We start from the raw sequence: 20,026 nt of genomic DNA on the forward strand, positions 1-20,026 counted from the left end.
ATTATGCAGGCAGTAGGTGTTGTGGCGGAGTATAATCCATTTCATAACGGTCATCGATACCATTTGCAGCAAGCACGAGCGGTTACAGGTGCTGACGTCGTTATCGCTGTCATGAGCGGCAATTTCGTTCAACGTGGTGAAGCAGCCATATTCAATAAGTGGCAGCGAGCGTCAGAGGCACTTCACAATGGGGCTGATCTCGTAGTAGAGTTGCCATTTCACTGGGCCGTTCAGCCGGCTCACTTGTTTGCACAAGGGGCCTTGTCATTGTTATCTGCCATGCAAGTATCGACGCTGGTTTTTGGCGCCGAACATGAGCAAACGGACTTTGCAGCGTTGGCTCATGCGACAGTCAATGATTCGCAGGCGTTTAAGACGTTTAATGAAACCTATGCCACTTTATTTAACGCGCAATTAGAGTCACAAACCGGATTTCGTTTGGACCAACCCAACGATATTCTTGGCTATGGTTACGCCGTTGCGAACGCAAAGTTGTCGTCACCGTTGAAGTTGATGCCGGTGGCAAGGGTTGGCAGTGAGTACCATGATGACCAAATGAATCCACGGGGCTATTCGAGTGCAACTGCCATCAGACAGACCGTTCTCGGTCATCAGCGCGGTGTTAATGTGGCGGCGAATGTGCCAGCTGAGACGTTTGCTGATATTCGCCATTTGACGCCACTGAAGGGGTGGTCACCCAAGATGTGGGCGTTGTTACGGCATACTCTATTGATGATGCCAATGGCGTCTTTACACCAAATTTATCAGATGTCTGAAGGCTTAGATTATCGTTTGAAAGAAGCTGCAGAAACGCAGTCACACTGGGATGATTTCTTAGCCGCTATTAAGACAAAACGATATACGTATTCACGATTACAACGGGTTTGCTTGTATGCTTTAGTTCACGCGCTTGATAACGAAATGACACCCGGTCAAACAGATTACTTGCGGTTACTTGGTTTTACATCAGCTGGTCAACAGTACTTAAACGCACATAAAAAAACGTTTGGACTACCCGTCGTAACTAGGTTTGACCAGAACTTAAAAAAAACGACGTTAAATTTAGACTATCGTGCCGGCATGCTATACGAAATGTTAACGGGGCAGTCACAGGACTTTCGTCATGACCCGATCCGAATAGGCACCAAATAGAATCATTTGGCTGTCAAGGATTTTACGTTGACATTGTATTAATGCGCCGGTATAATGAAATTCGTTGCATTAGGAGGTTTATCGATGAAATGGTCGCTCAAAGAGCTTGAAAAGTATCGTAATGAGCCACTGTGGATCGACGAAACTTTAGATGTGAAAGTGAAGATGCTTGATCGGTTCGCCGATCAGGTTATCGACATCGATCCCGTTAAAGTGGTTGGAACCGTTATGGTTGATCGTGACGATGTGCTACTAGATGTTAAGGTTAGCGGTAAAGTTATAGTGCCTTCGAGTCGTTCGTTGGCACCGGTGGATTTTCCGTTTGACTTTGACATGAACGAGATTTACATCACGGAAGAGAGTCACTTTGATCGCTATGAGGAAAACGAAACGGTTTTACTCTTGGAGACTCAAACTGTTGACTTAGATGAGGGTGTGATTGACAATATCATTGCCCAAATTCCTATGCAAATTCTAACTGAGTCAGAACGTAATGGTCAGGACATGCCAACTGGAAATGGTTGGGAAGTTATTTCTGAGGACGATTACACAGCTGAACAGGAAGAAAATCAACCCATTGATCCACGTCTCGCTAAGTTAAAGGGATTGTTCCCTGATCAGGACCAAGACCGGTAGGATGGCTTAGCAGATTTTAAAAACACATGTGTGGATAAAATCATTCAAGGAGGTGCTCGTTCACATGGCTGTACCAGCACGGAAAACATCTAAAGAAAAGAAGTTGAAGCGTCGGGGTCACATCAAATTAGCAACGCCTAATTTGGCTCCATGCCCAAACTGTGGTGAATTACGGATGTCACATCGTGTCTGCCCTAGTTGCGGATACTACGATGGCAAGCAAGTCGTTAAGACTGCTAACAACGCTTAATTCATTATTGAAAACATCTGAGAGGCCTAGGCTCTCAGGTGTTTTTTTCTCGATTTTTTACCAATCAGTTTAAAAGACTCACTTTATGTTGAGCCACGGGGGAAGGCTGACAATACACCACCGGTTAGCTTGTTGTGTTACTGGCATTAAATATTAGTGGTGATGTGGATTTGATTCTTACCTTTGGGTCGAAAATACTGTGACAAATACGGTATAATCATTGCTTGTAATCTTTATGAACGGAGTGTGATCCATGCGAACGGGACTATTAGCAGTATTAATCATCGTGGGCGTGTGCTTTGCAGCATATGTTGGTGTCGACCTTTACCGTCACTGGGATACGGTACGTCGCTCGCCCGCACCGACAATTGGGGTAGCGTTGAGTGGAATGCTGATTTTCTTTTTATCAACATTAGGGGTGTCCGACTTTGCGGTCAGCACAGCCATTTATACGCCAACTAAATGGGTGTCCGTAAAACGACTGCCAGGAACACTCAATGTTCAAGGCGTCGTGCCATTTGTTCTGATGGCTGTCGGGTTCATTGGTGTCGTTAAAGTAGACCCGGTGACCTTATTGGCATTAGTAGCTGCGCAAGTAGTAGGAGCGGTGTTGAGTCCTCGCTTTGTTGTGAAATTGCCTGAAAGGACGATCAAACGATGGATTGCATGTGGTTTGATTATTGCAGGTCTATTCATTTTAGCTGGCCGGTTACATTTAATTGCTGGCAATGGGACAGCCTTGCGACTCAGCGGTCTGTCACTGATTGTGGGTTGTGGGTTGCAGATACTCTACGGGGCACTGAATAATATCGGTATCGGATCTTATGCGTTAACGACAGCTACTATCTACGCGCTAGGATTGAACCCCTTAGTCGCTTTTCCAATTATGATGAGTGGATCAGCATTATCAGTTGCAGCGGGCAGTAGTCTATTTGTGTACTATGAGGACTATGATCGCAAGGTAGCCAGTATTGCATCATTGTCTGGTATCGTTGGTGTCCTCGTCGGGTTGATGGTATTTGCACACTTCAATGTGGCGATTGTTTCTTGGCTTGTAATTGGCGTGCTTTTTTACACGTCGTTTAACCTATTTTATTCGCTGTCTCGGACAAGACATTGAGACTTCAAACGGACAGCCGGTGATGCTAGCAGAAATGGCGGTTAAATGATAAAATGAGAGCGTTGTTAAAAATTGAACCGTTCAGACTTAGAGAACGATAATAAAATGCGGAGTGTTAATTAAATGGAAAACACGGAACAAACAAATGCGAAGAAGTATAGCATTCTCATTATTGAAGATGAGAAGAACCTAGCTCGCTTTGTTGACCTTGAATTGAAACATGAAGGGTACACAACCCAAGTGGAATATAACGGTCGGACAGGTCTGGAAGCTGCACTTGAAACCGACTTTGATGTTATTTTACTTGACTTGATGCTACCGGAATTAAATGGTTTAGAGGTTTGCCGACGAGTTCGGGAAGTAAAGAGTACACCAATTGTGATGATGACAGCACGTGATTCAGTGATTGATCGAGTTTCTGGTCTTGATCACGGAGCTGACGACTACATCGTTAAGCCATTTGCCATTGAAGAACTGCTGGCTCGTGTCCGGGCACTGCTACGGCGGATCGATATTGAAGGTGAACAGAAAAACTTCAAACAAACGGTTGTTGAATATAAAGATTTGCGAATCGAAAAGGAAAACCGAATCGTTCGTCGCGGTGATGAAATTATTAATTTGACTAAGCGCGAATACGAGCTGTTACTGACACTGATGGAAAACGTCAATGTTGTGTTAGCACGTGATGTACTGTTACAAAAAGTATGGGGTTACGAATCAGAGGTTGAGACTAATGTCGTGGATGTTTACATTCGTTATCTGCGTAATAAAATCGATCGCCCAGGTGAGGAAAGCTACATTCAAACAGTTCGTGGAACAGGATATGTAATTCGTTCATGATGACTGATAAACAAACAACCAAAAAAAGACGACGCATGTCGTTAAAATGGAAGTGGGCACTCGGTACCGGTACGGGTGTCTTTGTCATTTTTACGATTGTATTAGGATTATTATTTTCTAGTTTTACCTCAGTCCTCTTACGTCAGGAAAAACGACGGACGACAGATGCGATTAATGTCGTGACCCAACGGTTAAATGACAATGTTAAGGACTTGACGAGTGACGATGTTGAACCGGTCCTTCGCCCTCGTGAAAATCCTTATTTACCGCATGATCCAAGTAAGCCGGATCAACAACATAATTTGTATAATGATGCGATTATTCGAACGTTGGCCAATGATAATTTAGCCGTTAGCGTTTATGACCGTAGTGGCTCTGAAATTTTCGCATCAAGAGTTGATCCACAGCCGTTTGAGTCCGTTGGCAAACGCCAATTGAAGTTAAGTCATTTGAACGGTCACGTTGTGTATGTTGGTCGCGCTCCGATTTATCAACACGGCACCAAGCGAGTTGTTGGTTATGTTCAGGTTACTAATCAGCTCAATGGTTATTGGCGAACGTATCAACGAACTGGGTCTATCTTGATTGTGCTGTTACTAATTGGTTTACTGGCAATATCGGTATTTGGTTATATTTTAGCTAGCTATTTCCTGCGGCCAATTTCTGATATTAGTGCGACAATCACTAAGGCGAGTGAAGATCCCCAGTCTAGTACGCGGGTGCCGGAGTCTCGTCGCAATGACGAGTTGTCTGATTTGTCGGAATTATTGAATCGGATGCTGGATCAAATGCAACGATATATTGATCAGCAGCAACAGTTTGTGGGCGATGTGTCTCACGAATTACGGACGCCGGTAGCCATCATTCAGGGTCATATGGAGCTGTTAAATCGCTGGGGTAAGGATGATCCTGAGGTGTTAAACGAATCCATCCAGGCTTCCTTAGCTGAGACCAAGCGGATGAAGAGTCTCGTACAAGAAATGTTGGATCTTTCCCGAGCTGAACAAGTTGAAATTGATTTTCGTAATCAGGTTACGGATATTAAAATGGTGGTCAACCAGGTCTTTAACAATTTCAAGATGATTCATCCGGACTTCACGTTTTCTTTGGACGATGATTTGCGTAAGCCAACCTACGTTTCGATGTTTCGTGACCATTTGGAGCAGGTGCTCATTATTTTGATGGACAACGCGGTTAAGTATTCGCAAACTCGCAAAGAGGTTCACGTATCATTGTCAGAAGACGGTCGAAACGCTCAGGTGTCGGTACAGGACTTTGGAGAAGGGATTGCGCCTGAAAACATGGATCGGGTCTTTAATCGTTTCTATCGTGTCGACAAGGCGCGTTCACGGGAAAAAGGCGGCAATGGACTCGGATTATCCATTGCTAAACGATTGGTCGAAGGGTATAACGGTCATGTTTCTGTTGAGTCCTCACTTGGTCATGGCTCGATCTTCCAAATTTCTTTGCATATCTTGAATGACCAAGAACGGCACCATTTGGAGGAATTACAAGCAACACAAGAACCAAGCAAGCCGCTTGATGAAACGCTTAAAGACAGCAATTTACTTGAATAATTCATTCCTTTACCATGAAAATTTTGAATTGAGTGAAAAACAGTATTTCCCAATTTTTTACCATAAGTTTTACTAACTAATCAGTATTTTCAATATTCAGTTAAATAGCACAAAGATAAGAGGTCGTCCTTCGAATTGAAGAACGGCCTCTTATCTTTGTGCTATTAGTGAAACATCACAATCATTGCAACAAACGGTTAGTCATTATGATGCTGTTGTTTCCCAGCATTACGTTTGCGATTGTTATGATCCATATTGTCACTAGTTGACTTTTCTTGTGGTTGACGTGATGTTATTGGCGTTGCACTGATTGGCGTTTCCGTTGCCTGAACAGGCTTTGGTTGCACATGAGTTGCATTTTCAGCTTGTTTCTTTTCAAGCTCTTTAGCCACTTGTTTCCGTATCCGTGGTCGGTACCAAGCGATGATGAGTGTTTGCAAACAAGCGAACAGACCACCGACGAAGAAGTACAGACCTAAGGCTGCTGGAGTGGAGAAAGTAACAAACAAAATCATAATGGGACTCATGATCATCATGGAACGCATTTGTTTCTTTTGATCTTCCGGTAACCCAAGTAGTGATAGATAGCCTTGTAACAGATAAGCGAGGAATGACAGGATCGCCAGGATAATGTTGGGCTTTCCTAAATGAATGCCATAGAATGTGGCATTTACTAATTCAGGGGCATATCGGATTGCCGCATACAGGGCTGCAAAAATAGGCAGCTGAATAATCAATGGTAAACAACCGATGCCGCCAGTCATTGAAATACCGTTATCGCGGTATAGTTGCATCATTTCTTGACTGATTGCATTACGTTCTTCAGGCGTTTTAGCAGCTTTCTGACGGGCCTGAATGTCATTCATTTGAGGCCGTACCATTGACATCTTTTCTTGTTGAACCGTTGCCTGTCGGGATTGACGGACCATTAATGGGAGCAAAATGAGTCGAACGATGACGGTCAGGAGAATGACGGCCCAACCATAGCTGCCGCCAAGTAGCTTAGCAGCCCATTCCATAAAGTGAACCATTGGCTCGCCGAGATAGTTCCAAATGTAGCCAACGGGTTTTCCGTGACTGGTACGCACACAGCCACTTAAAAGTAGGGTGAGGGTGCCGAGGGCCGTGATGACCGCTAGGCGGTTTCTTTTTTTCATTATTATCTGTGAATCCTTTCAAGTTAAACTTCATTAACTTGCTAAGAATACTAGATAATCAGCGTGATTTCAATGCTTAGTCAGTAAATGTCAAACTTTTTCAACGGCTGAATGGTTTGTTTTGTTTGTTCAAGTTGAGTCACATGAGCCCAACTATTAGGTGATTTTTTGATTGCTTCAATGAAAGCGTTCACCATGCCAGTCGACCCCTGTGCGAGGATGGTAACGGTGCCGTCTGTATTGTTGCGGGCAAAGCCATAGATGTGGTGACGCACAGCCAATTGGTAAGTTGAGTAACGAAAACCGACTCCCTGAACACGACCATGTGCGGTAAGTAGGACAGCTGTTTGAGCCATTGTTCGATGCCTCCCTAAAGTTTAATCGTGCTTTAACGTCCATGCTAGCATGAATGGCTTCTGACTATGCTATAATTTTGACCAGCGAGGTAAAAATTATGGAAAAAATTGTATCACTTCAAAATGGTCGGGTTAAGACTTGGAAAAAACTAGCAACTAAAAAGGGCCGAGAACAACAGCAAACGTATTTGCTGGATGGTTGGCATCTGGTTAAGGAAGCAATTGGTGCTGGCACTACATTGGTTTCTGTAATGGGCACGCATGAGGCATGGCGTGAGTATCGTGATGAACTGCCAGCAAATTTAAACGCATTTGAAATTAGTGATGAGGTGGCTAAGACCATCGGTGACACGGTTACGCCGCAAGGTATTTTTGCCGAAGTCAAAATGCCGGCGACAAGCACGACGTTGCCAGAGGTCGTTCACCAACCATGGGTATTTTTGGATGCCGTCCAAGACCCAGGCAATATTGGGACCATTGTTCGGACAGCCGATGCAGCGGGATTTGAGGGTGTTGTCTTTGGTCACGGCACAGCAGATCAATTTTCTCCTAAAGTTGTTCGGGCAATGCAGGGTAGCCAATTTCACGTCAAACTGGTATCTGAAGATTTATTTTCTGCAACCCGCTATTTTAAACGATCTGGTATCGAGGTCTATGGTACTCAGCTCAATCCAGAGGCTAAAAATTATCGCGAATTAAAGCCAAAAGGTGCATTTGGACTCATTATGGGTAATGAGGGTAATGGTATGACACCAGCGTTAGGGGATGTTACGACAGCAAATTTATACATTCCAATTCTGGGTCAGGCGGAATCATTAAATGTTGCTATCGCTGCCGGTGTTCTTATGTTTCGGTTGAAAGAGCAATAGTTTCAAGCAAGACAGTGACTTTTCCGAAAGTGAAAATATTAATGCATAAGACTATGCAAAAGTAAGCAAACCTGCTACAATACCTTTCAGATTCAAATGGGCACTTCATACAACTTAAAAAGGAAGCATTGAATGAAACCAAATGAGTGGAAACAGGATTCTGAGTATGTTGCATTAGTGAGTGATTTATTGGCTCGTCCAGAAGTGCAACGTTTAGCGAACTTCACCCAACATCATCACAGCAATCGATTGGAACACAGCTTAGGTGTTTCGTTTGATAGTTATAAGATTGCTAAACGGCGGGGCTGGAATTACCAAGCCGTTGCACGCGCTGGGTTACTTCACGACCTGTTTTATTACGATTGGCGGACAACCAAGTTTGATTTAGGCACGCACGCCTTCATTCATCCACGGGTGTCATTACGAAATGCCGAAAAAATAACGGAATTGTCGGACATGGAAAAAGACATCATTTTGAAGCATATGTTTGGTCTAACCATGGCGATGCCAAAATATAAGGAGAGTCTGTTGGTCTCGCTAGTCGATGACTATGAAGCCTCTCATGAATATTTTGGGCCCTTACGTTCAAAAGTCGCAGGTCTTGTTGCTCGTATGAAAACGGCGGCGTCTTTTTAATGGAAAGGAACAATTAGCATATTTTAAAGAGGAAGGGGGCGTACGTAATGTCAGAGACAATGACAGCAATGACAGATTTTAAACTCTGTCCAAAGTTTGAACGCACCTTTTCAATCTTGGGTAAAAAGTGGAATGGGTTGATTATTGAATCACTGTTGGCTCAGGGTGCTTTGCGTTTTAAGGACATTGCCAGTTCAATTGACAAGTGTTCTGATCGGATGTTGGTCGAACGGTTAAAAGAGCTGGAAGAGGCAGGTATTGTATCTCGTACAACGCATGATGATTCTGCGTTGATCGAATATCGACTGACCGATAAAGGTCGCGATATGCAAGACATGATGGATACGATTCACGCGTGGTCGGACAAATGGAATGGCGAAGGTTGTTAGTCTGCCATTGACTACGTGGCACCATTAGCATAAAATTAATTTTTGTAAACTTACTCATAATTAAATGCGACGATAAAAAAGAGTAACTGTGTTGAGTTAGCCAGGAAGAACGACCATTGATTGAAAGTCGTTCATGAGAGGCACAGCGAATTCACTTTTTGAGCAGAAGTTGGGCGCTTATATCTGATAATGTAAGCAAAAAATTCTCCGGGACCTCCGTTAACGGTTTTAAGTGGTGCATTATTTGTGTTTGTAAATGATGTGCAACGAGGGTGGTACCGCGATTCGTCGTCCCTTTCCTGATTTTTATCAGGAAAGGGATTTTTTTGTTTAACAAAGATTAAGCACACATTTGGGTAGATAGACTAACTTTTAGGAGGCAGCACATGGCATTAAGAGAACGACTGCAAGAATTGCATGATCGGGGATTGGCTGACATAAAAAAAGGTGACAGCTTAGACCGTATTAATGAAATTCGCGTTCAATTACTAGGTAAGAAGGGGCCAATTACGCAAGCTTTACGTGGTTTGCGTGATGTTTCAGCAGAAGAGCGTCCCAAGATTGGGAGCTTCGCCAATCAAATTCGTGACGAGTTGACGGCGGCTATTGAAGAACGGAACCAAGAACTTAAAAAGGCGGCGATTAATGCTAAGCTGGCATCTGAAACGCTGGATGTTACATTGCCTGGCACGCCGGTTGCACAGGGTCAACCGCATGTGATTCAACGAATTATTGATCAACTGGAAGACATGTTCTTAGGAATGGGTTACCAAGTTGTCGATGGACCAGAAGTTGAAGATGATCACCACAACTTTGAAATGATGAACTTGCCAAAAGATCATCCTGCCCGTGACATGCAGGACACTTTTTACATTACACCGGAAATTCTCATGAGAACGCATACCAGTCCTAATCAGGCGCGGGCAATGGAAGCTCATGACTTTAGTAAGGGACCGTTGAAGATGATCAGTCCCGGCCGGGTTTATCGTCGCGATACTGACGATGCTACCCACAGCCATCAATTCCATCAAGTGGAAGGGCTAGTAATTGACAAACATGTAACCATGGCAGATTTGAAGGGAACGTTGGAAATGGTTGCCGCTAATCTGTTTGGTGATGAATTTGATGTTCGTTTGCGACCAAGTTACTTCCCGTTCACGGAACCTTCTGTTGAAGCAGACATTACGTGTTTCAACTGTATGGGCAAGGGCTGTGCCGTCTGCAAGAACACCGGTTGGATTGAAGTGCTAGGAGCCGGTATGGTGCACCCTAATGTGCTGAAGATGGCAGGTGTCGATTCTTCCGTTTATGGTGGATTTGCTTTCGGTCTAGGACCTGATCGCTTTGCTATGTTGAAATACGGTGTCGATGACATTCGTAATTTCTATTTAAACGACACACGCTTCTTAACACAATTTTACAAACGGGGGTAAACTACAGCGATGAAAGTTTCAATGGATTGGTTAAATGAATACCTCACCCTGGACGTGGACCCACAGACGTTGGGTGAGAAGATTGAACGAACAGCGGTCGAAGTCGACCAAGTTTATAAAATGAGCGATGGTATGAGCAATCTGGTGGTGGGTGAAACGCTCAGCGTTGAGCCACATCCAGATTCAGATCATTTGCATATCTGCCAGGTTGACGTTGGCGAAGATGAGCCATTACAAATTGTTTGTGGTGCACCAAATGTTGCCACGGGACAAAAAGTAATCGTTGCTTTGCCGGGGGCCTGGATTGCCGGTCATCACAAAATTAAAAAGAGCAAGATGCGGGGCGTTGCTTCAAACGGCATGCTGTGTGCGCTTCAAGAAATTGGGTTCGACGAGAAGATTGCACCTAAAGCTTATGATGAGGGTATTTACATTTTGCCTGCAGACAGTGAGAACGGTTCATCTGTCTTTCCAATTTTGGGGATGGATGACGACATTGTTGAGACTGACTTAACCCCTAACCGTGGTGACATGAACTCGATGAACGGAACTGCTTGGGAAGTTGGCGCTATTTATGGCAAGACACCTAAAATGCCAACGTTCTCGCTAAATGAAGATGGCTCACGCAAAGTCAGTGACCTATTACAATTTTCAGTAGATGAGACATTGGCACCAACGTATAAAATGCGGATCGTCAGTGGTGTCACCATTCAGGATAGTCCGCTGTGGCTACAAAAACGGCTGTGGGAAGCCGGTATGCGGCCAATCAATAACATTGTTGATGTGACAAACTACATCATGTTGACATATGGTCAGCCATTGCACGCGTTTGACTATGACAAACTTTCTAGTCATCACATTCACGTTCGTTTGGCATATGAAGGCGAACACTTAACGACTCTCGATGGTGAAGATCGCAAATTGCGTGATAGCGATATGGTTATTGCTGATGACAAACATGCAATTGCCCTTGCCGGCACGATGGGTGGTTTGGACACGGAGATTGACGATAATACGACGACGATTGCAATCGAAAGCGCCATTTTTGACCCAATTAAGATTCGTAAAACAGCGCGCTTCTTTAATCTCCATTCAGAGGCTTCAATGCGCTTCGAACGCGGTGTTAATAAGGACGATAATCAAAATGCCTTAGACCATGCTGCAGCACTTATGGCTGAACTTGGACAGGGACAGACGGAACAAGGGACTGGTGTTGGCAGCGACACGCCTGTTGAACCTGCAAAGGTTAGTGTGACGTTAACGCGGATTAATCATGTGTTAGGCACTCAATTGACAGTGGGCCAGGTTCAAACCATTTTTGATCATCTTAACTTTCCGACTGAAAACGATGGTGAGACATTTAACGTCACAGTGCCGGCTCGTCGCTGGGATATTCATATTGAGGCTGATCTATTTGAAGAAGTCGCTCGCTTATATGGCTATGATAATATTCCATCTACGTTGCCATATGGCACGATGACGCCAGGTGCATTAACATTTAAACAACGGATTATTCGTGACTCACGACGACTATTAGAGGGCGCTGGGTTAAATCAGGCGATTAGTTATGCTTTGACAACAACCGCTAAGGCTGAACAGTTCATGATGCGTGATAGCGAACCTACTGAGCTGGCTTTTCCAATGAGTACTGACCATACAACCGCCCGGATGAATTTAATCAGTGGGTTGCTGGATGATATTGCTTATAATGTTGCCCGTAAACAGAAGAATGTCGCCCTTTATGAACAAGGTCGCGTATTCTATCGCGAAGGTGATGCAATTCGACCATTGGAAGTTGAACACATTGCTGCGGCAGTCACCGGTACACTGACAACCAAAACGTGGCATGCAGAAGCCGATATGATTGATTTTTACGGTATCAAAGGAATTGTTGACTTATTCTTGCACGACATGGGTCTGTCAGAACCAGTTCACTATGAAGCAACTCAGGCTCATGCGCAGATGCATCCGGGTCGGACAGCCGACATTTATGTTGGTGACCAGGTTGTTGGATTTGTCGGTCAAGTTCACCCTGAGGTAGCCAGCGATTATAAAATTCCTGACACTTACGTATTCGAATTGAATCTGCAGGCACTTATTGACGCACCACATGATCAACAGCAGTATGAACCGATTTCGAAGTTCCCGGATGTTACACGTGATATCGCCATTCTTGTGGATCAGTCCGTGACTAACGCGGATGTTGTTGCTTTAATCAACAAGCGTGGTGGCGCACATTTGGCAGGCGTTCAACTGTTTGACGTCTACGAAGGCGTTCATTTACCAGCTGGCAAGAAGTCACTGGCATATACGTTGACCTACCGTGACCGCCAGGCAACATTAGTTGAGGCCGATGTGACTAAGGCGTTTGACAAAGTAACCGCTGCTTTAGAAAAGGAATTTGATGCTGAAATTCGTTAATACGAATTCAGATTGAGATTTCGAATGAATTAGTTACTTGTTCCATAAATTAAGTGCCATGGTATTCTCAATTTGAGAAATCACCATGGCACTTTTTGCTGTCCTAAGGGAAGTATGACCGCAAAAAAGCAATTTGTGATTAGCAAATGTGTCAAAAAGATGTCATTGCTATGTGAAATGTGGTGTTGCAGTCTGTTTTTCGCTACAATGTAAAAGATGATTTTTTAAGAGGGGGAACTTAATATTATGCAACGTCGCAGGCGTCGCCGGTCACATGCCGGCCGTTACTGGTTAATTGGTATCTTCATTGCGATCGTGCTCATTATTGTTGGCGTGGTCGTTGGCCGCAATATGACTTACACCAATAACTTGAAGGCCGTTGATCCGAAGAGTCACAAGAAAGTTCAAATCGAAGTTCAGCAAGGAGCAACTTCAGATCAAGTTGCCTCTGAATTGCAAAAAGCTGGTGCCATCAAGAGCGCATCAACTTTTAACAAGTATATTGCTGATCATAATCTGGCAGACTTCAAGGCCGGTTATTTCGTTGTGACAAAGAATATGGATGTCAAACAAGTGGCTAAGCAATTGAATGGTGTTGGGTCAGACACACCACTTATTACAACATCTAAAAATTCACTTCTTATTACCGAAGGTGAATCTGTTGATCAGATTGCAGCATCTTTGCCAAAGCATTCTAAGTATACAAAGCAGGATTTCCTAAACTTGATGAAGGATCAAGATTTCTTGAATGGTCTTCAAAAGCTTTATCCAGATCTGTTGTCATCGACGATGTCGGCTTCAGATGTTCGTTACCATTTGGAAGGTTATTTGTTTCCAGCCGTATATGATACTAAGAAACCAAAGAATTTAAAGGGACTAGTTGAACAAATGGTTGCCGCTACTAATCAACGCATTCAACCATACTTGTCCGAATTCCAGCAAGAAAATTTGACCGTACAGCAGGCCATGACACTCGCTTCATTGGCTCAGAAGGAAGCTAATACGCCAAGTGATATGCAGAAAGTGGCTGGCGTATTCTTCAACCGGATTAAGGCCAAGATGCCGTTACAATCAGATGTATCCGTTCAATACGCTTTGCAGACGCATAAACCTAACTTGTCACTGGCAGATTTAAAGGTTGATTCGCCTTATAATTTGTATGCCAATACTGGTTACGGACCAGGACCATTTAATAACCCTGGGATATATGCTATTAAAGCTATTGCTCAGCCAACTGATGAAGATCAAGATTACTTGTACTTTGTAGCTAATATGAAGACAGGTAAGATTCATTTCTCCAAGACGTTGGACGAACAAAATGCATACACGCAAAAGTATCAAAACGATAATAATAAACAAAAATAATGAGCAAGAGGGCATCAGTGATGACAGAGCAGACAAAACGGCCAATTGTAATTGGTGTTACCGGCGGGTCTGGTAGTGGTAAAACGACAGTTAGCCGGGCAATCTATAACCAGCTTGCCGGCCATTCAATTCTGATCATGCAACAGGATTCTTACTACAATGACCAAGCTGAAATGACCATGGCCGAAAGAAAAGCAGTTAATTATGACCATCCGTTAGCGTATGACAATGATCTTCTTATTAAGCAGCTTGATCAGTTGATTCACTATCAAGCCATTGACAAGCCGGTTTATGATTATAAAGAATCAACACGCAGTGCCGAAACTGTTCGGCAGGAACCACGTGACGTGATTATTTTAGAAGGTATTTTGATTCTTGACGATCCGCGTCTGCGTGACTTAATGGATATTAAGGTCTACGTGGATACGGACGATGACATTCGGATCATTCGACGGATTCAACGTGATATAAATGAGCGAGGTCGGACATTGGATACTGTTATTAAACAGTATTTAGCAACGGTTAAACCGATGTATCACGAATTCGTGGAACCAACTAAGCGTTATGCTGATATTATCGTTCCTGAAGGTGGCGAAAACACAGTCGCCATTGATCTTCTGTCAACGAAGATTCGTGACATTTTGGCGCGTGACGGTAAGGATAACCTGTTTAAGCAGGCCAATCATAAAGAAGCATAAATAGTTCACCTTAAACGGCAAAGACAGGAACTCTATCTGGATTTGCCGTTTTTTTGTCTTTTGAGGTTGTGATTTACATAATTCAATCGGAGAATGTGCGTTTTTTTACAGGAAGCCGTTTACAAGGTGTAGATCACATGGTAACCTTGTGACTGTCGAAATTAGTTACAAAGGAGCCTCTAACTATGGCTGAAGAAAAAACATACCCAATGACTGAAGAGGGTAAAGCTAAACTAGAAAAAGAATTAGAAAATTTAAAAACAGTAACCCGTCCGCAGATTATTGAACGTATTAAGATTGCGCGTGGTTTCGGTGATTTGTCGGAAAACTCTGAATATGAATCTGCCAAGGATGAACAATCTAACATTGAAAGCCGAATTTCATTGGTTGAAACAATGTTACACAATGCTGAAATCATTGACAGTAACGCAGTGGCTGCTGATGAAGTTTCAATTGGTAAATTGGTCAGCTTTAAGGAACTGCCTGATGAAGAACCAGAAAGTTACACTATTGTCGGTGCTGCCGAGGCTGACCCAATGAGCGGCAAGATTTCTAACGATTCGCCAATCGCTCGCAGTTTGATTGGTCACAAAGTTGGGGACGAAGTAGAAATTAAAATTCCTGCTGGGTCAATGAAGGTTTCAATTTTATCCGTTAAGAACGCTGAATAAGTTTTTAGTAGTACTTAGCGTCATTAACACTGAACAAGGCCTATCTCAGAGGCTGTGAAAAATCAGGTTGTATCGCCGTTTAGTTTTTATCGGTGATACTGCTTGGTGATTTCGCAGCTTCTTTTGATTACCTTAAGGTAGCCGTCCGCTGTTTGTCGTCATACCTTAAATACGGTAAAATAATGAACAGGTTTACACCAATTAGTTAATTTTGAAAGGAACGACAACATGCCGATTATCAATGAACAAGATCATGATGCAATGACGCGTTACACGGAATTTGTGCGACGCGCACCCTTTACTTCAATTACACAGGATCCAGGTTGGGGAGAAATTAAGAACAACTGGGAACCGTTACATGTCACCCTTGAGAAGGACGGCAAGATTACAGCGGCGATGTCTATCTTAATGATTGCAAATGAAGACGGTGAAAAGCTCGCCTATTGTTCAAAAGGACCGGTTTGTGATCCAACGGATGTTGAGACTATCGATGCATTGGTAGCAGAAGCAGAGCCTGCCTTACGAGAGAACAATGTGTATGTCTTACGGATGGACCCTGAAGTTGTTTACGACGATGCCCTAAACGATACGTTTAAACAACACGGTTACCAAGTAAGAAATCGTAATGTCGGCATGCATGATACAATTCAGCCGCGGTTTAACATGGTGATGGATTTAAAAGATAAAAGTATTGATGATGTGTTAATGACATTTCGGCCAAATACACGTCACGATGTGCGTCACTCAATCAAGCCTGAATTAACGGTAGATTCTGGTAGCAGCATGGCAGAAATGGACCGATTCTACGCGCTTTATGAGGCAATGAGTCACCGACAAGGAATCACCTACCGTCCGCGAGATTATTTTGATCGAATGGTAACGGCCTTCGAAGGCACTGATATTTTACGCATCTTCGTTGCCCATTCTGAAACGCAAGATTTAGCCGGTTCATTAGCGTTCAAGTATGGTGATAAGCTCTGGTATATGTACGGTGGTAGTATTAATGAAGAACCGAAGTTACTTGCACCATACCGAATTCAGTGGGCGATGATCAACGAAGCCGTTGATGCACATAAGGACCGTTATGATCTAGGCGGCGTCTTTGCATTAGACAAGAGTGACGGTTTGTGGCTGTTTAAGCACGGTTATGTGCGCGAAGCCACTGAATATATTGGTGAAATTGACAAAGTTTATGACGAGCAGGCCTACCAAAAGTTTGTTAACCGTTAGTACTTGTGAAGGCTGTCACATCAACGTTTCACAGGAATGTATTCATTGGTTTTCCACTTCATTTGTGCTAAAGTATACGCATGAAAGCGAATTCATTAGAGTGGAGGCCCACGTATGCAAATTACAGTTACAGACGCTGCCAGCAAATGGTTTCAAGACGAAGTTGGTCTAAAACCAGGTGATGGGATGAAGTTTTACGGTAAGGTTTATGGTAAAACACCGATTCATGATGGTTTTTCAATGGCAATGGTACCGGATAAAGATCCTGATCGACCAGTTGGCGAGACTGAAAAAGATGGGATTAAGTATTTTGTGAATTATGGTGATGCGTGGTTTTTCGCTGGTTACGATTTTGTCATTGATTTTGACGAGAAAAATGATGAACCTAAATATGAATATGTTGCGCAAGAACATGATTCACGGTTACAGTAGGCTACTTGAGATTAAGAGTAATGATGCTGTTGCTTAGCTTAAAATGATGAGAATTAAAAAGCGTTCTGCCTTTTCCAAACGGAAAAAGCAGAACGCTTTTAGTATTGATGACTATAATAACGAAACAGTTAGATGGCTGGGCCCCTCATTTGACGAACTCATCGTTATCGCGGCGACGCTTTAGCCATTCGCTAGCACCTAAGACAGCGAGACTAACTAACGAGATGAAAATGCCGGCACCAAGGTAAGGTGTTCGATAACGAAGGGTAATGTGATGAGGACCAGGTGCGAGTCGTAATGCAATAAACTCGTCGGCGATTGTATGGGTGCTGACACGATGACCGTCAACGAATGCTTGCCAGCCGTCTTGAGCAGGAATGCTTGTCATTAGAACCGGTTGTTTATGAGTAGCAATGACATGTCCGCTAACGTGCGTTTGTCCCCAGTCCGTAACTTTCAGGGGATGTTGTTGCAATTGCTTAATTCCCGTTTGAAATGATTGCTGCGGCAATTGGTACAAAGTGACATTTTGAAGCCAGAGAGCATTTTTTTTGAGGACAAACGTGATTTTTTGTGGTTCATCTTTTTGTTGATTTGCGATATTGACCAAAACTGTATTTCGGAATGTTTGATACTGTGCCAGCGGTTGACCATTCAACAGCATTTTAACGTTATCCTTTTGTAAATTAGCACCAAGCGATAAATAGTAAGCGTCGTCAGTTTGTGGCGTGAAGGTCAAGGTCATTTGCGCAGGTTTCCGCGGCTTGATTTTGGTCAAGGTAGACCCGGTGATATTGGTCAGACGGTTTGTGTTGGTAAACGTTACACCGTTGAAATTGGCGGCCGTGAATAACTTTGTTTGCGAGGATTGGCCTAATAAAGCATTCCATAATTGATTTTGATTAGTCATAGGATCATGAATAATTTGCTTGATGTTAAGCGTTTGTTTAGCCGCCATGAATCCCATTCCTAAACTATTGGGATTTTGATAAATGGTTGTCTGTGGCAATTGCTTGGCAGCTGAGTAGTCGTGAAGATCTGGCTTACGAGTTAACGTTGGTAAGTATTTGTATTCTGAATGATGACCAACAAGAGGAATGTCATTGACGCTCCAGAAATATTTCATATTTAGTAATGCGTCCATAAATTCGGTTCCGTTAGCGTATGTGACGAAACCATCGCCATCAGGATTACCTGTCAGATCGTAGAATCCCGTTGTTTTACGCTCTAGCGTTGATCCAAAATGTGAGCCACTGAAGTAATCGCCTTGCATGGGATCATCTTTTGTCCGTTGAAAGGTGGTGCCAACACGGTACAAACCAGAATTCAATTTCTTTGTCCCTTGGCTGGTCTGATCGAGAATATTGGTATAGATTGCAAACTGGTTCTGCGGTACATAGCTAATTTTATTGAGTGATAAAACCGCGTTAGTGCCCATGTCAGCGAGCGTCAGCAGAGAAATTAGATAGAGTAACCAGTGGAACCGGTGTGCCAATGGCGACAAACAAATAAGTGCAATCAGCATCATGACAGTGCCGGTGATGATTTGGCCTGTCGTGATGAAGTTTAACCGATGACTGTTTGTAAAGACGTAGGTATCGGTTGCGACTAAAAGCAAGGCTGTAACGCCAATTGACCACCAATTGAGGTGCTTTTCCGGACGCCACGTTATGGCTGCTAGCCAAATAAGCCAGAAACTAACGATAAATGAAAAACGGTAAGGATACCAAATTGGGAACTGCCCCGCATGCCATAATAAATTTAACGGTGTGAATGAAACAGAGAGGACAAAGAAAATTGTGATGAGGCTGGCTACTAGCTTAACTGACCAGTGAAATTTGCCTTCTATGAAAAAAGCAACGACTAGGATAAGAACGGCAGCGCCGACAAATAAATTAGGTTGTCCCTTAGGCATTTGAGCAAAATTAAAACCGCCTGGATAAAGTTTGCCCAACATTTTTAATGGCGCATAATCCCATGTCCATTTAAATTTAGTGAGGGTGTAACTTGCCTTACTTAGCTGTAACGCGAAATATGTGGGAAGCAGGATAAATGCTGCGATGCCACCGGCTAATACGGAGGCGCCAACGTACTGTAAACCATTAATGAGCAGGCGATGCCATGATTGCCAATGCCAAACAACACTAAAGATGAAGTACAAAATGGTGAGCAAACTAATCATGTAAGCCATGTAATAGTTCACGATGAAGGCTACTGCTAGCCAACTTACGTATGGCAGCCAACGCTGGTGCTTAATGAGACACTCAAGACCATAAACAACTAATGGCAAAACAATCAGTGCATCTAACCACATAAGGTTAAGTTGATTGGCAATGGTCCAACCAGACAGAGCATATATGGTACCAAACATGGGTAACCGCCAACCAGATTGAATCTGCAACCGGTTTAATACCCAGCCCAAGCTGAGACCCGCACAACCGTATTTGGCAACGGTCATTATGAGAACGCCGGTTGAAAGGCCACCTTTGCTAAAGGGGAGCAGCAATAAGTTAAACGGACTCATTAAATAGTAAGCCCATAAGCTGGTTGTTTCTCCGCCGAGGGCTTTACTAAAACTATAAAAGAAACTACCAGGGTGATGTAGCAACGTATTTCTAAAGAACGCAAAAAAATCGATGTATTGTTGCCCCATGTCAACAGTTAATAAAGAACTACGGCCAAACGGTGCCATGCCGCGGCTGGCAAAATAAATTAACATGAAAAGACTGGGCACAAGAAAGCTCAGTAATAATGGCCATGTTTTGTTGATGAAGTGTTTGATCATTGTTTTAGC

The 20,026-nt window shown here is 43.4% G+C and carries 19 protein-coding genes; 16 read left to right on the plus strand and 3 right to left on the minus strand.

All coding sequences use genetic code 11. The annotated features are described in order from the left end of the window. Positions 1 to 3 precede the first annotated feature (3 nt). The 6 genes from LDK34_RS10415 to LDK34_RS10440 all read left to right on the plus strand — a co-directional run bounded on the left by LDK34_RS10415 (position 4) and on the right by LDK34_RS10440 (position 5,575). Positions 4 to 1,152 carry a nucleotidyltransferase gene (locus LDK34_RS10415; RefSeq protein ID WP_236941817.1) on the plus strand — a complete coding sequence of 383 codons (1,149 nt, stop codon included), beginning with the start codon at positions 4 to 6 and terminating at the stop codon, positions 1,150 to 1,152. 84 nt (positions 1,153 to 1,236) lie between these two features. After that, the gene (locus LDK34_RS10420; RefSeq protein WP_178942625.1) at positions 1,237 to 1,788 is read left to right on the plus strand and encodes a YceD family protein; all 552 of its coding nucleotides are present in this window, start codon (positions 1,237 to 1,239) and stop codon (positions 1,786 to 1,788) included. A gap of 64 nt (positions 1,789 to 1,852) precedes the next feature. Continuing rightward, positions 1,853 to 2,038 (plus strand): 50S ribosomal protein L32, encoded by a 186-nt coding sequence (gene rpmF, locus LDK34_RS10425; protein WP_017261723.1) that lies wholly within the window; start codon positions 1,853 to 1,855, stop codon positions 2,036 to 2,038. Positions 2,039 to 2,291: 253 nt separating this feature from the next. After that, on the plus strand, positions 2,292 to 3,158 hold the full coding sequence (locus LDK34_RS10430) for a sulfite exporter TauE/SafE family protein (RefSeq protein WP_178942624.1): 867 nt from the start codon (positions 2,292 to 2,294) through the stop codon (positions 3,156 to 3,158). 123 nt (positions 3,159 to 3,281) lie between these two features. Beyond that, entirely contained in the window at positions 3,282 to 3,998 is a 717-nt protein-coding gene (locus tag LDK34_RS10435; RefSeq protein ID WP_017261725.1) for a response regulator transcription factor, read from the plus strand. A 35-nt stretch (positions 3,999 to 4,033) separates the two neighbouring features. Beyond that, the gene (locus LDK34_RS10440; RefSeq protein WP_236357402.1) at positions 4,034 to 5,575 is read left to right on the plus strand and encodes a HAMP domain-containing sensor histidine kinase; all 1,542 of its coding nucleotides are present in this window, start codon (positions 4,034 to 4,036) and stop codon (positions 5,573 to 5,575) included. A gap of 197 nt (positions 5,576 to 5,772) precedes the next feature. Here LDK34_RS10440 and yidC read toward each other — a convergent pair whose 3' ends face one another. After that, a complete protein-coding gene (gene yidC, locus LDK34_RS10445; RefSeq protein WP_236941818.1) occupies positions 5,773 to 6,732 on the minus strand; it encodes a membrane protein insertase YidC in 960 nt (319 codons plus the stop codon). A gap of 80 nt (positions 6,733 to 6,812) precedes the next feature. Next, entirely contained in the window at positions 6,813 to 7,088 is a 276-nt protein-coding gene (locus LDK34_RS10450; RefSeq protein ID WP_178942622.1) for an acylphosphatase, read from the minus strand. Positions 7,089 to 7,186: 98 nt separating this feature from the next. Between LDK34_RS10450 and LDK34_RS10455 the strand changes: the two genes are divergently transcribed. From LDK34_RS10455 to LDK34_RS10500, 10 genes are all read left to right on the plus strand, one after another. Next, on the plus strand, positions 7,187 to 7,957 hold the full coding sequence (locus tag LDK34_RS10455) for a TrmH family RNA methyltransferase (protein ID WP_178942621.1): 771 nt from the start codon (positions 7,187 to 7,189) through the stop codon (positions 7,955 to 7,957). 132 nt (positions 7,958 to 8,089) lie between these two features. After that, on the plus strand, positions 8,090 to 8,593 hold the full coding sequence (locus LDK34_RS10460) for an HD domain-containing protein (RefSeq protein WP_178942620.1): 504 nt from the start codon (positions 8,090 to 8,092) through the stop codon (positions 8,591 to 8,593). Between the two features lie 47 nt (positions 8,594 to 8,640). After that, on the plus strand, positions 8,641 to 8,982 hold the full coding sequence (locus tag LDK34_RS10465; RefSeq protein ID WP_161001530.1) for a winged helix-turn-helix transcriptional regulator: 342 nt from the start codon (positions 8,641 to 8,643) through the stop codon (positions 8,980 to 8,982). Positions 8,983 to 9,368: 386 nt separating this feature from the next. Next, positions 9,369 to 10,415, plus strand: coding sequence for a phenylalanine--tRNA ligase subunit alpha (pheS, locus tag LDK34_RS10470; RefSeq protein WP_017261732.1), 1,047 nt, complete (start codon positions 9,369 to 9,371; stop codon positions 10,413 to 10,415). Positions 10,416 to 10,424: 9 nt separating this feature from the next. Beyond that, a complete protein-coding gene (gene pheT, locus LDK34_RS10475; protein WP_236941819.1) occupies positions 10,425 to 12,836 on the plus strand; it encodes a phenylalanine--tRNA ligase subunit beta in 2,412 nt (803 codons plus the stop codon). A gap of 246 nt (positions 12,837 to 13,082) precedes the next feature. After that, a complete protein-coding gene (mltG, locus tag LDK34_RS10480; protein WP_161001373.1) occupies positions 13,083 to 14,201 on the plus strand; it encodes an endolytic transglycosylase MltG in 1,119 nt (372 codons plus the stop codon). 20 nt (positions 14,202 to 14,221) lie between these two features. After that, complete coding sequence (udk, locus tag LDK34_RS10485) at positions 14,222 to 14,899, plus strand: uridine kinase (protein WP_178914931.1); 678 nt, start codon at positions 14,222 to 14,224, stop codon at positions 14,897 to 14,899. Between the two features lie 185 nt (positions 14,900 to 15,084). Beyond that, positions 15,085 to 15,570 (plus strand): transcription elongation factor GreA, encoded by a 486-nt coding sequence (gene greA / locus LDK34_RS10490; protein ID WP_017261736.1) that lies wholly within the window; start codon positions 15,085 to 15,087, stop codon positions 15,568 to 15,570. Between the two features lie 228 nt (positions 15,571 to 15,798). Continuing rightward, positions 15,799 to 16,800, plus strand: a complete 1,002-nt coding sequence (locus LDK34_RS10495) for a lipid II:glycine glycyltransferase FemX (protein WP_178942618.1) — start codon at positions 15,799 to 15,801, stop codon at positions 16,798 to 16,800. A 114-nt stretch (positions 16,801 to 16,914) separates the two neighbouring features. Beyond that, positions 16,915 to 17,232, plus strand: coding sequence for a HesB/YadR/YfhF family protein (locus tag LDK34_RS10500; RefSeq protein WP_178942617.1), 318 nt, complete (start codon positions 16,915 to 16,917; stop codon positions 17,230 to 17,232). 145 nt (positions 17,233 to 17,377) lie between these two features. On the opposite strand, the gene LDK34_RS10505 is transcribed toward LDK34_RS10500, so the two are convergent. Next, positions 17,378 to 20,017: a YfhO family protein gene (locus LDK34_RS10505; RefSeq protein ID WP_236941820.1), complete on the minus strand. Its 2,640-nt coding sequence runs from the start codon at positions 20,015 to 20,017 to the stop codon at positions 17,378 to 17,380. Between the last annotated feature and the right edge of the window lie 9 nt (positions 20,018 to 20,026).

This window comes from Furfurilactobacillus milii (assembly GCF_021654115.1).
GTDB classification, from domain to species: Bacteria; Bacillota; Bacilli; order Lactobacillales; family Lactobacillaceae; genus Furfurilactobacillus; species Furfurilactobacillus milii.

Coding starts and splice junctions, on each gene's coding strand:
- LDK34_RS10415 (WP_236941817.1), top strand. CDS start 4: ATGCAGGCAGTAGGTGTTGTGGCGGAGTATAATCCATTTCATAACGGT.
- LDK34_RS10420 (WP_178942625.1), top strand. CDS start 1,237: ATGAAATGGTCGCTCAAAGAGCTTGAAAAGTATCGTAATGAGCCACTG.
- rpmF (WP_017261723.1), top strand. CDS start 1,853: ATGGCTGTACCAGCACGGAAAACATCTAAAGAAAAGAAGTTGAAGCGT.
- LDK34_RS10430 (WP_178942624.1), top strand. CDS start 2,292: ATGCGAACGGGACTATTAGCAGTATTAATCATCGTGGGCGTGTGCTTT.
- LDK34_RS10435 (WP_017261725.1), top strand. CDS start 3,282: ATGGAAAACACGGAACAAACAAATGCGAAGAAGTATAGCATTCTCATT.
- LDK34_RS10440 (WP_236357402.1), top strand. CDS start 4,034: ATGTCGTTAAAATGGAAGTGGGCACTCGGTACCGGTACGGGTGTCTTT.
- yidC (WP_236941818.1), bottom strand. CDS start 6,732: ATGAAAAAAAGAAACCGCCTAGCGGTCATCACGGCCCTCGGCACCCTC.
- LDK34_RS10450 (WP_178942622.1), bottom strand. CDS start 7,088: ATGGCTCAAACAGCTGTCCTACTTACCGCACATGGTCGTGTTCAGGGA.
- LDK34_RS10455 (WP_178942621.1), top strand. CDS start 7,187: ATGGAAAAAATTGTATCACTTCAAAATGGTCGGGTTAAGACTTGGAAA.
- LDK34_RS10460 (WP_178942620.1), top strand. CDS start 8,090: ATGAAACCAAATGAGTGGAAACAGGATTCTGAGTATGTTGCATTAGTG.
- LDK34_RS10465 (WP_161001530.1), top strand. CDS start 8,641: ATGTCAGAGACAATGACAGCAATGACAGATTTTAAACTCTGTCCAAAG.
- pheS (WP_017261732.1), top strand. CDS start 9,369: ATGGCATTAAGAGAACGACTGCAAGAATTGCATGATCGGGGATTGGCT.
- pheT (WP_236941819.1), top strand. CDS start 10,425: ATGAAAGTTTCAATGGATTGGTTAAATGAATACCTCACCCTGGACGTG.
- mltG (WP_161001373.1), top strand. CDS start 13,083: ATGCAACGTCGCAGGCGTCGCCGGTCACATGCCGGCCGTTACTGGTTA.
- udk (WP_178914931.1), top strand. CDS start 14,222: ATGACAGAGCAGACAAAACGGCCAATTGTAATTGGTGTTACCGGCGGG.
- greA (WP_017261736.1), top strand. CDS start 15,085: ATGGCTGAAGAAAAAACATACCCAATGACTGAAGAGGGTAAAGCTAAA.
- LDK34_RS10495 (WP_178942618.1), top strand. CDS start 15,799: ATGCCGATTATCAATGAACAAGATCATGATGCAATGACGCGTTACACG.
- LDK34_RS10500 (WP_178942617.1), top strand. CDS start 16,915: ATGCAAATTACAGTTACAGACGCTGCCAGCAAATGGTTTCAAGACGAA.
- LDK34_RS10505 (WP_236941820.1), bottom strand. CDS start 20,017: ATGATCAAACACTTCATCAACAAAACATGGCCATTATTACTGAGCTTT.